This is a genomic window from Streptomyces sp. DH41, assembly GCF_029813785.1.
GTDB lineage: Bacteria > Actinomycetota > Actinomycetes > Streptomycetales > Streptomycetaceae > Streptomyces.
The window spans coordinates 29,768-45,297 of the sequence record NZ_JARVKY010000019.1; the positions used below are offsets into that span (position 1 = coordinate 29,768).

Genomic DNA, 15,530 nt, shown 5'->3' on the forward strand with positions numbered 1-15,530 from the left:
TCATGGCTCACGCGGTACCGACAGGCGGACCGTCCACCCGCGCACCGTCCACCGGCACGGGCATGCGCGGGCGTCCGAGGACGCCCGATGTCTTCAGCGAGCGGACCCACCTGGTGGCCAGGTGGACGCTGCTCGTCGCGGCCGGGCTGGTGTACGGCTACTGGGCCGCGTCCATCCACCGCTTCGGCGGCCCCATCACCGGCTGGAACGTGCTCCTCGGTCTCCTGAGCACGCTCGGGTTCATCGTGCTCTACGCCGTGGTCCGGGCCGTGGGCCGACGGCTGCCGCGCGAAGGTCACGCGGTGCTGTGGGGCGCGTTCGCGGGCAGCGCGCTGGGCTTCCTGTACGCGCAGAGCGGCGTCGCCATGTTCACGTGCGTCCTCGTGTCCCTGCTGGTCGGGGCGGGGGTGGCCGGGGCCATGTTCTACCGCTACTACACCCACGAGGACGCACGGGGACTCCGCGTCACCTGACGGCCCGCGCGACCGGGACGGGAACGGCACCGCACGCCACGGCCGGTGGAGGGCGACGGGCGGTACGCGGCGCCACCGGCGGTAGGCGACCACCGGCGGTACGCGGCGCCACCGGCGGTACGCGGCGCCACCGGCGATAGGCGACCACCGGCGGCGCGCGCTCGCTCGCCCGGGGCCGCCCGCCACCGGGCGTGGCGCCCGTTCGGTTCGTCCCGGGGGCCATATGCAGTCACGCCGGTCGCCCGGCCCGCTCCCGGCGCCTTGCCTGGGAGGGTGCCCCCACGTCTTCGGAGCGCCCTCTCGGCCGTCCTGATCGCCCTCGCCTGCCTGGCCGTACCGTTCGGCACGCTGGCGGGCTGGGTGGCGTACGGGCTGACCGACCCCGGGCGGTACGTCGCCGCGACGGCGCCGCTCGCCGACGATCCGGACGTACGGGACGCGGTCGCCGACGCGGTGGGCGACGGGGTCGTGGAGGAGGTCGCGGCCGGCCCCCTGAACGATGCCGTGCGGCTCTTCGCGCAGGACGCGGCACGGTCGTTCACCCGGACCGAGGCGTTCCGGGAAGGCTGGGACGCGGCCAACCGCGCCGTCCACGGCGCCGTGCTGCGCGCCCTGCGGGACGACCGGGCGGCCGGCCGCGCGGTCACCGTCGACCTGGCCCCCGTCACCGCCCGCGTCAAGGACCGGCTCGCCGAGGACAACGTGCCCTTCGCGCGGCGCATCCCGGTCCGGCACACCGCGGTCACCGTGCTCCCGGCCCACCAGGCGGACCGGCTCAGGAAGGGCTACCACGTGCTCGACGTCGCCGCCTTCTGGCTGCCGCTCGCCGCCGTCCTCTTCGCGGTGACCGGCATCGCCGTCGCCGCCCGCCGCCGACGCGCCCTCACGGCCGCCGGGATCGGCACCGCCCTCGGCGGGGCGCTGCTCGTCCTCGCCGTCGTGGTCGGCCGCCGGCTCACCGTGACCGAACTCCCCGACGCGGTGGAGGGCGCGGTGGACGGCCCGGCCGCGGGCGCCGTCTACGACGCCCTCACCGAGACCCTGCGCACGGCCTCCTGGCTGCTGGTCGGTCTCGGCCTCACGGTCGCCCTGGCCTCCTGGCTCACCGGCCGGTACGGACATCTGCTGCGCCGCCGCCGGGCACCCGCGGGAGCCCCCGCCGACCCGGCGCCGACCAGGCCGACGCGGGCCCGGTTCTGAGAGAGAGCGGAGCGCCGCTATTCCCTTGGCCGTGTCCGTGGCCCGGCGGCTGAGGTCGCCGACCATGTCCGAGACAACGACCCCGTGGCGCCCCACCGGTCCCGAGGAGCTGGCCCTGGTAGAGGCCTCCGACCGAGCGGTCGGCACCGGGTTCCTGGAGCGCTGTCCGGTCCGCCGGGCCGGCGGCGAGACGATCCTTGAGCTGTGGGTTCCGGCGGCGGAGCTGGAGGAGTTCAACCGGTACATCGTGGGGCGCATCGAGGTGGTCCGGGAGTTCCACGCGCGGGCGTAAAGCCCGTGCGCAACTTTCGGCACCCGTCGTCCGTCTTTGAGGGAGGGTGCGCCATCGCGCAGGGCGGGCACCGCGCGGGACGGTCCCGCAGGCAGGCACCACGCAGGCCGATACCGCGCACGCCGGCGCCACACGGGCAGGCGTCGCACAGGCAGGCGTCACAGGCAGGCACCGCACCCGCGAGCGAAGGACCGGGACTTGAACACGGACACCGACACGGCGACCGGTGAGTGGGCGGGCTCCCGCGAGCGGCCGACCGCCCGCCGCACCGGGCGGCGGTTCGGGGCCTGGTGCGCGGGGCTGCTGTTCGCCGGGGTGAGCGTGGTCGTCGGCTGCCGTGTCGCCGACACCGACGGCGTCACCCCCGTACCGCAGCTGCTCGCCTTCCTGCCCTGGCTGCTCGTGCCGACCGGCGCCGCGCTGCTGCTGACGCTGCTCGCCCGGTGGTGGACCGGCGCGGTGTGGGGTGTGGCGCTGCTCGGGCTGCTGGCGTGGTTCATCGAGCCGTACGGCAAGACGGGCGACCCCGTCGGGCTGCCCGTCACCGAGCTGAGCGTACTGACCTCGAACGTCGAGTTCGGGCAGGGCACCGGCGAGCTGATCTCCGCCGTCCGGCGCGAGAAGCCCGACATCGTATTCGTACAGGAGTGCGAATACGCGTGTGACGCGGCGCTGCGGCGCGACCTCGCCGCCGACTACCCGCACCGGCAGGCCGTCGAGGGCGGCGGCTCCGAGGGGTCCGTCATCCTGAGCGCGTTCCCGCTCAAGGCCACCCCCGGCGTCCCCGGCACCATGGGCATGCCCGGCGCCGTCGCCGACGTGCGCGGCCACGCCGTACGGCTCCAGCTCGCCCACCCGATGCCGCCGCTGCCGGACCAGGTCGGCCTGTGGCGCGAGGAGCTGGACGCCCTGCGCGACGTCGCCGCCGAGGCCCAGGGCAGCGGGACCCCCACCGTCCTCGCCGGCGACTTCAACGCCTCCCAGGACCACGCCGCCTTCCGCCGCATCATCGACACGGGGCTGCGCGACGCGGCCCGGCTGTCCGGGGACGACCGTACGGTCACCTGGCCGGCCCGGACCGCCCCGGCGTTCGGCGTGCAGATCGACCACGTCCTGGTGTCGGAGGACTTCACCGCACGCCGCGCCCGGTTCCTGGACCTGGCGGACACCGACCACCGCGCCCTGGTCGTCGACCTCACGCTGCACAGGGCCGGCTGACACCGGCCCCGTGCGCGAGGGGCGCTCAGACGCCGATGTCGCGGCCGTCCGCGCGCCACACCGCCACGACCGCCGGGCGTACGAGCTTGCCGGGACCGTCGGGCCAGGCGCTGGCCGGCTCCTCCACGGAGGCGCCGTCGACCTCGCCCGGGTGCTGCACGGCGACCAGCACACGCCGGTCCTGGATGAGCGGGCCGCAGGTCTCCGCGCCGTTCGGCACGGTCAGGAACTGCTTCAGCTCACCGCGCCGGTCGCCCTTCGTCGCGACGCCGAAGAGGCCGTCGTGGGTGCCGAGCGCGTTGCCGTCGGTGGACAGCCACAGGTTGCCGTGGTCGTCGAAGGCGACGTTGTCGGGGCAGGAGATCGGGCTGACCCGGTCCTTCGGGAAGCCCGCGAAGTAGGTCGCCGGGTCCTCCGGGTCACCGGCGACGAGGAACAGCGACCAGGCGAAGGTGGTGGCGTCGGCCCGGTTCCAGCGCTCGGTCAGCTCCAGGACGTGGCCGTGCTTGTTGCTGTTGCGCGGGTTGGCCTCGTCCGGGCCCGCGTATCCGGACTTGCCGCGGTTGGAGTTGTTGGTGAGGGCGACGTACACCTTGCCGGTCGTCGGCGAGGGCTCGATGTCCTCGGGGCGGTCCATCTTCGTGGCGCCGACCTTGTCACCGGCGAGCCGCGTGAAGACGCAGACCTCCTCGGCGCTCATGCCGTCGACGTGCGAGACGGCGCCGTCCTCGGTGGCGGTGACCAGCGGGATCCAGCGGCCGCCGCCGTCGAACTCGCCGTCGGCCGGCAGCTTGCCCGTGCCGTCGATCTCCATCGCCGGGGAGTCGCCGCTGAGCTTGGCGACGTACAGGGTGCCCTCGTCGAGCAGCGACAGGTTGTGCTCGCGCGCCCAGCGGCTGCTGCCGTGCCGCATCCGCTTGCTGCCGACGAACTTGTAGAAGTAGTCGAACCGCTCGTCGTCGCCGGTGTAGACGACCGGGCGCCCGTCGTGGGTCAGCCGCACGGTCGCGCCCTCGTGCTTGAAGCGGCCGAGCAGGGTGTGCTTGCGGGGCGTGGAGTCCGGGTCGTACGGGTCGAGCTCGACGACGTACCCGAAGCGGTGCGGCTCGTTCGGCTCCTGGGCGACGTCGAAGCGCTTGTCGAACCGCTCCCACTTGCGCTCGGTGGCGCCGGTGCCGATGCCGTAGCGCTTGTCCGTGGCCCGACTGCTGTTGGCGAAGTACTGGTTGAAGTTCTCCTCGCCGTGCAGCGTGGTGCCCCACGGGGTGGTGCCGCCGGCGCAGTTGTTGAGGGTGCCGAGCACCTTGCGGCCACTGCGGTCGGCGGAGGTCTTCACCAGGTCACAACCGGCGGCGGGCCCGGTCAGCCGGAACTCGGTCGTCGCGGTGATGCGGCGGTTCAGGCGGTGCCGCGTGACGGGCGTCAGCTTCCCGCTCCGGCGCTCCTCCTCCACCACCACGGCGGACAGCCCGTGCGCGGCCCAGGCGATCTCGACCTGCTCGCGGGTCGGGTTCTCGGGGTCGTAGCCCCGGAACATGAGCACCTCGTCGGTGTACTCGTGGTTGGCGACGAGGACCTGCCGGTCACGCTCCCCGCGCAGCGGCAGCAGGGCGAGGAAGTCGTTGTTGTAGCCGAACTGACCGGCCTGGGCCCTGGCCGTCTGGCGCTCCGGGTCGAAGTCGGGAGCGCCGCGCAGGATGGGCTCGCCCCAGCGGATCACGACGTCCTGCCGGTACCCCTCCGGGACGGTGACGGCATCGTCGGTGTTGGGCGCCACGGGCGTGAACCGCAGCCCGCGCGCGCCCTTCGACGTGGACGGTTTCCCGTGCCCGTGCCCGTGTCCGTGCCCCCTGCCGGTGACCGGCGCGGCCTGCGCCGACGGCGCCCCCGCCACGCCCACGGCCCCGGCACCCGCCGCGGCGACGGTGACGACGGCCGCGGCCCGCATCATGGAACGGCGGCTGAGCGCGCCGGCGATGACATCACCGACGTACTCGTTGGAACTGGTGTTGGGCACCTCGTGGAAGCAGGCGTCACCACACCGGAAACGGCAGGTCATGGCGGACCGGCCGCCGGGATGCGAACCGGACGGCGTTCCGATCAACGGCAGCAGCTTGCGCACGTGTTCTCCCCTGAGAAGCCCTTGGATGCCCTTGGTGTCAGCGTGACCGTAGGTGCACATACGTGCGGGAGACGGGCGTCGCGGTGAACGGTGAGTGAACCCACGGAAGCCGGAGGGGAATTGCCGCGGCGTCTTGATCCCTCCTTGACGCGCCCGTGCTTTCGTGGCAGACCCTGCACAAGATCACAAGCCGGGGCCGCTAACCTTACGTGTCCGTCCTGGCCAGGGATTGACGGCATCAACTCACGCGAAGGGTTGCGCACATGGGCATTCTCACTCTCCTGCGGAACGCGTTCGGCCGGTCACGCAAAGAACGGACCGCCCAGGCGGAGGGTGCGACGCAGGAGACGGCACCGCCGGCCATCGCGCCGGAGCCGAAGCTCCCGTCCCAGCCCACCGCACCCCAGGAGCCGGCCCCGGCCCGGGAACAGACCGCACCGGCGGAACCGGCTTCGGTCCCGGAGCAGACCGCGGCGCCGGAGCGGACGGAGGCCGCCGACCCCGCTCCCAAGGCGGCGGCCCAGGTCCCCGAGCCCCGCTCGGAGGCCCCCTCGGACGAGCACGAACTCGTCAAGGCGGCGTTCGCCAACATCACGGTCCCGAAACCGACGGAGACCCCGGACGAGACCCCGGCCGAGCAGGCCTCGGCCGCCCCGGAGGCGGAGGCGCAGCCCGAGCCGGAACCGGAACCGGCCCCCGAGCCCGAGCCCGAGCCCGAGCCGGAACCGGAACCGGAACCGGAGACGACCCCGGAGCCCGCAGCCGCCGACGACGAGAAGGCCCCACAGGGGCCACCCGCACCCGACAACGAACCCGGCACGGGTGGTGCGGGTGGGAACACAGGTGCCGAAGGCGAAGCCGAGGCCGAATCGAACCCCCGGCCGGAGGCCCCCGCCGAGACCGAATCGAACCCCCGGCCGGAGGCCCCCGCCGAGACCCCGAAACCGGCGACCACCGCAGCCCGCGTCCGCTCCCGCGCCCCCGGCCTCGCCACCGCCTACAAGGCCGCCGCCACCGCCCTCAAGAAGCACGGCCTCACCGGCACCCGCGCCAAGGTCCACCTCGTCCTCGACCGCTCCGCCTCCATGCGCCCGTACTACAAGGACGGCTCCGCCCAGGCCCTCGCCGAGCAGACCCTCGCGCTCGCCGCCCACCTGGACCCCGAGGCCACGGTCCACGTCACGTTCTTCTCCACGGAGGTGGACGGCACCGGCGACCTCACCCTCGCCGACCACGAGAACAAGATCGACGAGCTGCACGGCGCTCTCGGCCGGATGGGCCGCACCAGCTACCACGCCGCCGTCGAGGCCGTCCTCGCCCACCACGGGAAGGAAGCCCCCGGCACCCCCGCCCTGGTGGTCTTCCAGACCGACGGCGCCCCCGACGCCAAGACCCCCGCCACCCAGTCCCTCATGGACGCGGCGGCCGACCACCCGGACGTCCACTTCTCCTTCGTCGCCTTCGGAGACCCGGAGAACAAGGCCTTCGACTACCTCCGCAAGCTCAAGACGGGCAACGCCTCCCACTTCCTCGCCGGCGAGACCCCCAGGGAGCTCACCGACAAGGAGCTCTACGAGGGCGTACTGGCCACCTGGCGCCCGTAGGACCCACGGGGGGCGGGCAGGGGACGATCACCCTGTCCGCCCCCCGAAACGCGTGTGAGTCGATCTCCATCCGACCAGTAGGATTTCGACCATGGCGGCCACTGGAAACGAGAAGCAGGGGGCGAAGGCGTTCTACGTCTCGACCCCCATCTACTACGTCAACGACGCTCCTCACCTGGGCCACGCCTATACGACCGTCGCAGGCGACGTGCTCACCCGCTGGCATCGCCAGCGCGGCGAGAAGGTGTGGTACCTCACCGGCACGGACGAGCACGGTCAGAAGATCATGCGCACGGCCGAGGCGAACGGGGTCACCCCGCAGGCCTGGGCCGACAAGCTCGTCACCGAGGCCTGGAAGCCCCTGTGGGAGCACCTCGACATCGCGAACGACGACTTCATCCGCACCACGCAGAAGCGGCACACCGACCGCGTCCAGGAGTTCGTGCAGGACCTGTACGACAAGGACGAGATCTACAAGGGCGGCTACGAGGGCCCGTACTGCGTGGGCTGCGAGGAGTACAAGCTCCCCGGCGAGCTGCTCGACGGCGAGGGCGAGTACGCGGGCCAGAAGCTGTGCCCGATCCACAAGAAGCCGGTGGAGATCCTCAGCGAGGAGAACTACTTCTTCAAGCTGAGCGCGTACAGCGAGAAGCTGCTCGCCCACTACGAGGCCAACCCGGGCTTCATCCAGCCCGAGTCCGCGCGCAACGAGGTCGTGAACTTCGTCCGCCAGGGCCTCCAGGACCTCTCCATCTCCCGCTCGACCTTCGACTGGGGCGTACCGGTCCCCTGGGACGACAAGCACGTCATCTACGTGTGGGTCGACGCCCTGCTGAACTACGCCACGGCGGTCGGCTACAACGAGAACCCGGAGAAGTTCGAGTCGACGTTCCCCGCCGACGTGCACCTGGTCGGCAAGGACATCCTCCGCTTCCACGCGATCATCTGGCCGGCGATGCTGATGGCGCAGGGCCTGCCCCTGCCCGGCAAGGTCGCCGCGAACGGCTGGCTGATGGTCGGCGGCGAGAAGATGTCGAAGTCCAACCTGACCGGCATCAAGCCGCAGGACCTGACCTCGCACTTCGGCGTGGACGCGTACCGCTGGTACTTCCTGCGCGCGATCGCGTTCGGCCAGGACGGCTCGTTCTCCTGGGAGGACTTCTCCGCCCGCTACACCAGCGAGCTGGCCAACGACTACGGCAACCTCGCCTCCCGCGTCGCGGCCATGGTCGGCAAGTACTTCGGCGGCGCGCTGCCGGCCTCGGCGGCCGACGGTGACGCGGAGAAGGCGATCCACGACGGCCTGACCAGGGCCGTCACGGAGGCCGACCGGAAGATCGGCGAGGAGCTGGACTTCCAGGGCGGCATCCTGGCCGTCTTCGACTTCGTGAAGCAGGTCAACGGCTACATCACCGAGCAGGAGCCCTGGAAGGTCGCCAAGGACGACTCGCCGGAGGGCAAGGCCCGCCTGGCGACGATCCTCTACACGGCCGCGGAGTCGCTCCGCGCGGTGGCGGTCCTCCTCAACCCGATCATGCCGGACACCTCCCAGAAGCTCTGGGATTCCCTGGGCGCCGAGGCGTCCCTGGGCGCCCTCGCGGACCAGAAGGTCCAGGACGCGGCGGACTGGGGCCGACTGCCCGCCGGTGCGACGGTCACCAAGGGCGCGGTGCTCTTCCCGCGTCTCGAGGAGAAGCCGACCGCGTAACGCGCTCGCTACAGCACGGGCCCGGGAGAAGGCAGACCTTCTCCCGGGCCTTCCGTTTTGCGAAGATCGGACGAGCACACCGGCTCACGAGGGGGCACCAGCCATGGCACTGTTCGGCAACGCGCACAGCATCAACCCGGCCCAGGCGCAGCAGGACTACGCGCGTCTGCTCGGCCACGGCGAGCAGATCCACGCCGCCTACCTGCTGATCCGCGACACCATCCTGCTCACCGACCGGCGCCTGATCCTGGTCGACAAGCAGGGCATCACCGGCAAGAAGACGGAGTACCACTCGATCCCGTACCGCAGCATCACGCACTTCTCGGTCGAGACGGCCGGCCACTTCGACCTCGACGCCGAACTGAAGATCTGGCTCTCGGGCTCCCAGACCCCCATCGAGAAGACCTTCACCAAGGGCGTCGACATCTACGAGGTCCAGGCGATCCTGACCCAGTTCGTGGCCCGCTGACGCGAGCACCCTGCCCAGAGCGAACGATTCTCCGGTCCCCGAACGAGTGAATGCTCCGGCATATGCCGGATACTCCTGCCAGGACCGCAGTTAGCTGGCGCTCATGGTCAAAGCAACACACGAGGCCTCCCACCGGCTCTTCCAGGAGCACCCGGAAGCTCTCGCGCCTGTCTTCGAGGCACTGGGGCTTCCGCCGCCCTCGAAGGACGACTTCGACGAGCTCTCCCCCGACGCCACCGAGATCCGGCCGATGGAGCGCCGTGTGGACACGGTGCTCAGGTTCGCGCCCGACATGGGGGAGAACTTCGTGCTCGCCCTCGAGTCGCAGACCAAGAAGGACCCCGACAAGGCGAGGAGCTGGGCGTACTACGTCGCGTACCTGTGCGCGAAGTACGACCTGCCGGTCGTGCTGGTGGCGGTCTGCCGGGACCGTGCCACAGCGGCGTGGGCCGCGGGGCCCTTCGAATGCGGCGTGGCCTCATGGCCGACCCAGACCACCCGGCCGATCGTCCTGGGGCCCCAGACGGTCCCGGAGGTGACCGACGAGGCAACGGTGGCCCGGCGCCCCGCCCTTGCGGTGCTCTCCGCCATCGTCCACAGCGAGAGCCGCCGTGCGCCCGCCATACTGGAAGCCGTTGCCCGCGGGCTGTTGTCCTTCGAGCCGGACATCACGAAGTACTGGTTCGAAATGGTGGAGGTCGGTCTGGAATCCACTCCGACCAGGGAGAATTGGAGAAAGCTGATGCAGGACGTCATCACCCACTTCCCGGGACACCGGACGCTGTTCGAGGAGAAGTACCTCGAGGGCAGGGCCGAAGGAAAGGCCGAGGGAAAGGCCGAGGGCGAGGCCCGCGGTGAGGCCAAGGGCGTCCTGCGGGTACTGGAGGTGCGTGGCCTCGTGATCACTGACGCCGTCCGTGAGCGCATCCGCACGTGTTCCGACCTCACCCTCCTCAACGACTGGCTGGACCGCGCCGGCACAGTAGGGCGAGCGGAGGACCTGTTCGCCCCGGAGACGGGCCACCCGGAGCTCCGGGAGGATGCCTCGTAAACCGAGCGACCGCCCCTTCCGCGCCCCGGCCCCTGGTCGCTGCCGCGACTGCCCGGAGCGAGCGGGTCTACGTCGTTCAGATCACCTACGACGAGGGCCCGGCGCGGGATCGATCTCGATCCCGCGCCGGGCCCTCGGCCGTGCCGTGCCGTGCCGTCGGCGGACTACTTCGGCTGCGGCTTGCGCACCGTCAGGTGCAGTTCGCGCAGCCGGGTCTCGTCCAGCTCGGTGGGCGCGCCCATCATCAGGTCCTGGGCGTTGCCGTTGAGCGGGAAGGCGATGGTCTCGCGGATGTTGGGCTCGTCGGCGAGCAGCATGACGATGCGGTCGACGCCCGGGGCGATGCCACCGTGCGGCGGGGCGCCGAAGCGGAGCGCGCGCAGCATGCCGGCGAACTCGCGCTCGACGGTCTCCGCGTCGTAGCCCGCGATGGCGAAGGCCTTGAGCATGATGTCCGGCTCGTGGTTCCGGATGGCGCCGGAGGACAGCTCGACGCCGTTGCAGACGATGTCGTACTGCCAGGCGAGGATGTCCAGCGGGTCCTGGTTCTCCAGGGCGTCCATGCCGCCCTGCGGCATCGAGAAGGGGTTGTGGGAGAAGTCGATCTTCCCCGTCTCCTCGTCCTTCTCGTACATCGGGAAGTCGACGATCCAGCAGAACCGGAAGACGTTCTCCTCGAAGTGCCCGGCGCGCTTGGCGGCCTCGACCCGCACCGCGCCCATGATCTTCGAGACCTCGTCGAACTCGCCGGCGCCGAAGAACACCGCGTGGCCGGGGGCCAGGCCGAGCCGCTTGGTCAGCTCCGCGACGTTCTCCTCGGTGAGGAACTTCGCGATCGGGCCGGTCAGCGAGCCGTCCTCGCCGACGCGGACCCAGGCCAGGCCCTTGGCGCCCTGCGTGACGGCGTAGTCGCCGAGCTGGTCGAAGAACTTGCGGGACTGGCCCGCCACGTCCGGCACCGGCAGCGCGCGGACGTGCTTGCCGGCGAAGGCCTTGAACTCCGAGCCCGCGAAGACGTCGGTGATGTCGACGAGCTCCAGCTTGGCGCGCAGGTCCGGCTTGTCGGAGCCGTACTTCAGCATGGCCTCGCGGAACGGGATCCGCGGGAAGGGGGAGGTGACCTCGCGGCCGTTGCCGAACTCCGTGAACAGCTCGGTCATCAGCCGCTCGACCGGCTGGAAGACGTCCTCCTGCTCGACGAAGCTCATCTCGACGTCGAGCTGGTAGAACTCGCCCGGCGAACGGTCGGCGCGGGCGTCCTCGTCGCGGAAGCAGGGCGCGATCTGGAAGTACCGGTCGAAGCCGGAGATCATCAGCAGCTGCTTGAACTGCTGCGGCGCCTGCGGCAGCGCGTAGAAGCGGCCCGCGTGCAGGCGGGAGGGGACGACGAAGTCGCGGGCGCCCTCGGGGGAGGTGGCGGTGAGGATGGGCGTCGCCATCTCGTTGAAGCCGAGGGCCACCATCTTGCTGCGGATCGAGGAGATGACCGACGTACGCAGCATGATGTTGCGGTGCATGCGCTCGCGGCGCAGGTCCAGGAAGCGGTACTCCAGGCGCCGCTCCTCGTTGACCCCGTCCTCGGCGTTGATGGTGAAGGGCAGCGGCTGGGCGGCGCCGAGCAGCTCGACCTCGCCGACCTCGACCTCGACCTCGCCGGTGGGCAGGTCGGGGTTGATGTTGTCGGCGCCCCGGGAGACGACCTTGCCGTCGACACGAACGGTCGATTCCTTGGTCAGTTTGTCCAGCGCCTCGTACGCCGCGGTGCCCGGACGGGCGACGAGCTGCGTGATGCCGTGGTGATCGCGCAGATCGATGAAGAGGATGCCGCCCAGGTCGCGCCGATTGTGCAGCCAGCCACTCAGTCGGACGTCGGTGCCGACGTCAGAGGAGCGGAGCTCGCCGCAGGTGTGGGACCTGTACCGATGCATCGTCGTTCATCCAGCCTTCGTGGATCGGGGATGGTGTTCCGCGTTTCACGTGAAACAACCCCAGCGTGAAACAACCCCCAGCGTACCGGCCGGGCACGGCTGTCCTCCTCCCCATTGCCGCGACGCGGGCCCGGGAGCGAGCGGTGGCAGTGTCCGATCACCTCTTCCTACAGTGGATGAATGCGCACTGGTGAGCCCCTGCCCGAGGTGGGGGAGGTCCTTGCCGCCCTCGCGACCGGTCTGTGGCACTGGGACACCGCCGCGGGGACGGTCACGGTCGACGCGGAGGCGGCCCGTCTGCTCGGGCTACCCCCGGAACGGGCGACGCTCACCGAGGCCCAGGTACGGGCCCGGCTGCATCCGGTGGACTGGAACGAGATCACCGGAGTGGTCCAGCTCGCCGTCGCCGAAAGCACCCTCGCCGAGGTCCGGGTCCGCATCATGGACGAGCGGGGCCACATCGTCCGGATCGTCCGCAGCCGCTCCAAGCCGTCGTTCGACCCCGTGCACAAGGCGTACGAGCTGATCGGCACCCTCCAGGAGGTCGCCGAGCCGACCCCGGGCACCCCCGCCGGGCGCAGCGCGGTCACCGGCGACTGGCGCCGCTCGCGGGAGGCCTTCCTGCTGGACGCGGGCCGGGCACTGGCCGAGGCGCGGTCCACCGAGGAGGTACTGCGGGTCGCGGCGGGCCTGTCGATGCCGGGGTTCTCCCCGGACGGGCTGGCGGTCTTCGGGGTCTCGGGCGACCGTCTGACGGTCATCGGCCACCACGGACAGCCGCACAACGACATGAACCCGTTCGTGAACATGCCGCTGGAGACGGACTACCCGGCCGCCGAGGTGGTCCGCACCGGCCGCGCCGTCTACCTCTCCTCCCCCGAGCAGTACCGGTCCCACTACCCCCTCACCTGGCCCCTCGCCGAGCGCTTCGGCCGCCGCTCCTGGGCCTTCCTGCCGCTGACCGTGGCGGGCCGCCCGATGGGCGCCTGGATGGCGGCCTTCGCCTACCCGGTCGCGTTCACGCCGGACGAGCGGTCGGTGCTGACCACCGTGGCGCGGATGCTGGCGCAGGCCCTGTCCCGGGCGGGCGCCGCCGAGACCCAGCGGGAGCTGACCGACGGGCTGCAGCGCACCATGCTGCCCGTGCTCGGCCCGGAGATCCCCGGCATGGGCGTCGCCGCCCGCTACGTCCCCACCGGCGGCGGCCTCCAGGTCGGCGGCGACTGGTACGACATGATCCAGCTGCCCGGGGGCCGCTTCGCCCTGGTCATCGGCGACGTCCAGGGACACGACGTACGCGCGGCCGGGCTGATGGGCCAGCTGCGTATCGCCCTGCGCGCCTACGCCGCCGAGGGGCACCGCCCCGACGCGGTGCTCGCCCGTGCCTCCCACTTCTTCCACGGCCTCGCCCAGTCCGGCGACGACCCCGGGGACATGCGCTTCGCGACCTGCTACTACGCGGAGGTCGACCCCGCGACCGGCACCGTGGAGAGCGCCCGCGCCGGGCACCTGGACCCGGTCGTACGGATGGCGGACGGGACGGCGCTGATCCTCGCCACGGCGGGCGGGCTGCCCCTCGGCATCGACCCGGACTCCGACTACCCGATCACCCGGCTGGCCCTGGAGCCCGGGGACACCCTGATGCTGTGCACGGACGGTCTGGTCGAGACCGGCGGCCACGATCTGCAGACCGGCTGGCACCGCCTCCGCGTCATCCTGGAGGAGCACGACGGCGGCCTGGAGGAACTGGCCGACGCGCTGGTCCAGGCCGTCCACGGACCCTCCTCGCACCACACCACCGGCCCGCTGGCCGACCGGCGGGAGGACGACATCGCCCTGCTGCTGCTGTGCCGGCAGGGCGAGGGCTGCGGCTGCGGCGACAGCACCGTGGCCCGCGCCCCGGTACGCCGCACGATGCTGACGGTCGCGCAGGCCGAGCCCGCGCGGATCGCCACCGCCCGGCAGCATCTGCGTGACCTGCTGCACGACTGGCCCAGCGAGGAGCAGCGGGACGCCGCGGTGCTCCTGCTCTCCGAGATGCTGACGAACGTCCTGGTCCACACCGACACCGACGCCCTGCTGGTCGCCGAGGTCGCCGGGGAGCCGGGCTCGCGGCAGATCCGGGTGGAGGTCACCGACAGCGGCGACGACCTGCCGCACAAGCGCCGGCCGGGGGAGATGGCGTCCTCCGGACGCGGCCTGATCCTGATCGAACTGCTCGCGGACGCGTGGGGCGTCGCCCCGCGCGGCAAGGGCAAGAGCATCTGGTACGAGGTCTACGAGTCGGCGGGGCCGGAGGACGGTCCCGGAGACGGCCGTGGCGGCGGCCCCGTCGGCGACCCCGAGGCCGCGTAACGCGCCTGGAGTTCGTGGACGACGCCGAAGGCCGCGGCCGTGAGGGGGACGGCGAGGAGCATTCCCAGGATGCCTGCCACCGACGCCCCCGCGGTCAGGGCCAGCAGCACGATGGCCGGATGCATGTGCACGGTCCGGCTCTGGACCATCGGCTGGAGGATGTGCCCCTCCAGCACCTGCACGGCCAGGACGACCCCGAGGGCCCACAGCGCGATGACGAACCCCCGGTCGGCCAGCGCGACCAGTACGGCGACGGCTCCGGAGATGAAGGCGCCGAGGTAGGGGATGTAGGCGCCGACGAAGACCAGCGCGCCGAGCCCGATCGCGCCGGGGACGCGGAGGACGAGCAGCCCGACGGTGATGCAGGTCGCGTCGATGAGGGCGATGAGGGTGGTGCCCCGCATGAAGCCCTCGACGGCCTCGAAGGCCCGCCGGGCCATCGCCTCGACCATGTCGGCCCCGCCGGGCGGGGCGACGGCGCGTACCGTGCCTGCGGCCCGGTCGGAGTCGCGCAGGAAGAAGAAGACGAGCAGCAGGGCGAGCACGGCCATGGCGATCATCTCGCCGACGACGCTGATCCCGGTGACCACGCCCGAGGCGGCCGTACCGCCGAACTTGCCGAGCAGTTCCCGCGCGTTGGACGCGATGTCGTCCAGCGAGGTCCCGGCCGCCCCGAAGTGGTCGGCGATGTCCTTCGCGGCGTCCCGGAGCGAGGCGATGATCTGGTCGCCGGTCTCGATGAGCGCGGACACCACGATGTACATGGCTCCGCCCACCACGGCCACGACGGCGACGCAGGTGAGCCCGGCGGCCAGCGACCGCTGCACGTGCGCCTTCACCAGCCACCGGTGCAGCGGTCTGAGCAGGGCGGTGCCGAGCAGCGCGAGCAGCGCCGGCGTCACCGCGGTGCGGAACTCGACGCAGAGCCGGATCGCCACGTAGACGACACCGCTGGCGAGCAGGATGACGGCGCACCAGGCGGCGAACCGACGGACCGGACCGGGAAGCAGCTGCACGCTCCCAGCCGATCACGCACCGGGCGGGCTGTCCTGCGTGGACGGCCCGCCCGGGTTACGCGGTACCGGCACGGCACCCTGTCGGCACATGAGC

The 15,530-nt window shown here is 71.7% G+C and carries 12 protein-coding genes; 9 read left to right on the forward strand and 3 right to left on the reverse strand.

The annotated features are described in order from the left end of the window. Nucleotides 1–2: 2 nt before the first annotated feature. The 4 genes from QC283_RS27225 (at nt 3) to QC283_RS27240 (ending at nt 3,183) form a co-directional block, all read left to right on the forward strand. On the forward strand, nt 3–473 hold the full coding sequence (locus QC283_RS27225; RefSeq protein ID WP_279564343.1) for a hypothetical protein: 471 nt from the start codon (nt 3–5) through the stop codon (nt 471–473). 273 nt (nt 474–746) lie between these two features. After that, on the forward strand, nt 747–1,673 hold the full coding sequence (locus QC283_RS27230; RefSeq protein WP_279564344.1) for a hypothetical protein: 927 nt from the start codon (nt 747–749) through the stop codon (nt 1,671–1,673). 64 nt (nt 1,674–1,737) lie between these two features. Beyond that, nucleotides 1,738–1,965 carry a hypothetical protein gene (locus QC283_RS27235; protein WP_279564345.1) on the forward strand — a complete coding sequence of 76 codons (228 nt, stop codon included), beginning with the start codon at nt 1,738–1,740 and terminating at the stop codon, nt 1,963–1,965. Nucleotides 1,966–2,163: 198 nt separating this feature from the next. Beyond that, the gene (locus QC283_RS27240; RefSeq protein ID WP_279564346.1) at nt 2,164–3,183 is read left to right on the forward strand and encodes an endonuclease/exonuclease/phosphatase family protein; all 1,020 of its coding nucleotides are present in this window, start codon (nt 2,164–2,166) and stop codon (nt 3,181–3,183) included. Nucleotides 3,184–3,208: 25 nt separating this feature from the next. On the opposite strand, the gene QC283_RS27245 is transcribed toward QC283_RS27240, so the two are convergent. After that, nucleotides 3,209–5,305, reverse strand: a complete 2,097-nt coding sequence (locus QC283_RS27245) for a PhoX family protein (protein WP_279564347.1) — start codon at nt 5,303–5,305, stop codon at nt 3,209–3,211. Nucleotides 5,306–5,568: 263 nt separating this feature from the next. On the opposite strand from QC283_RS27245, the gene QC283_RS27250 reads away from it, so the two are divergent. The 4 genes from QC283_RS27250 to QC283_RS27265 all read left to right on the forward strand — a co-directional run bounded on the left by QC283_RS27250 (nt 5,569) and on the right by QC283_RS27265 (nt 10,137). Then, a complete protein-coding gene (locus QC283_RS27250; protein ID WP_279564348.1) occupies nt 5,569–6,909 on the forward strand; it encodes a VWA domain-containing protein in 1,341 nt (446 codons plus the stop codon). 91 nt (nt 6,910–7,000) lie between these two features. Next, entirely contained in the window at nt 7,001–8,617 is a 1,617-nt protein-coding gene (metG, locus tag QC283_RS27255; protein ID WP_279564349.1) for a methionine--tRNA ligase, read from the forward strand. A gap of 103 nt (nt 8,618–8,720) precedes the next feature. Further along, the gene (locus tag QC283_RS27260) at nt 8,721–9,086 is read left to right on the forward strand and encodes a PH domain-containing protein (RefSeq protein ID WP_279564350.1); all 366 of its coding nucleotides are present in this window, start codon (nt 8,721–8,723) and stop codon (nt 9,084–9,086) included. Nucleotides 9,087–9,189: 103 nt separating this feature from the next. Then, nucleotides 9,190–10,137 carry a hypothetical protein gene (locus tag QC283_RS27265; protein WP_279564351.1) on the forward strand — a complete coding sequence of 316 codons (948 nt, stop codon included), beginning with the start codon at nt 9,190–9,192 and terminating at the stop codon, nt 10,135–10,137. Nucleotides 10,138–10,301: 164 nt separating this feature from the next. On the opposite strand, the gene aspS is transcribed toward QC283_RS27265, so the two are convergent. Beyond that, nucleotides 10,302–12,065: an aspartate--tRNA ligase gene (gene aspS / locus QC283_RS27270; protein WP_279564352.1), complete on the reverse strand. Its 1,764-nt coding sequence runs from the start codon at nt 12,063–12,065 to the stop codon at nt 10,302–10,304. A gap of 180 nt (nt 12,066–12,245) precedes the next feature. Between aspS and QC283_RS27275 the strand changes: the two genes are divergently transcribed. Then, entirely contained in the window at nt 12,246–14,420 is a 2,175-nt protein-coding gene (locus tag QC283_RS27275; protein WP_279564353.1) for a SpoIIE family protein phosphatase, read from the forward strand. On the opposite strand, the gene QC283_RS27280 is transcribed toward QC283_RS27275, so the two are convergent. Beyond that, entirely contained in the window at nt 14,342–15,436 is a 1,095-nt protein-coding gene (locus tag QC283_RS27280) for an AI-2E family transporter (RefSeq protein WP_279564354.1), read from the reverse strand. The two genes, QC283_RS27275 and QC283_RS27280, sit on opposite strands and share 79 nt — an antisense overlap. Nucleotides 15,437–15,530 lie beyond the last annotated feature (94 nt).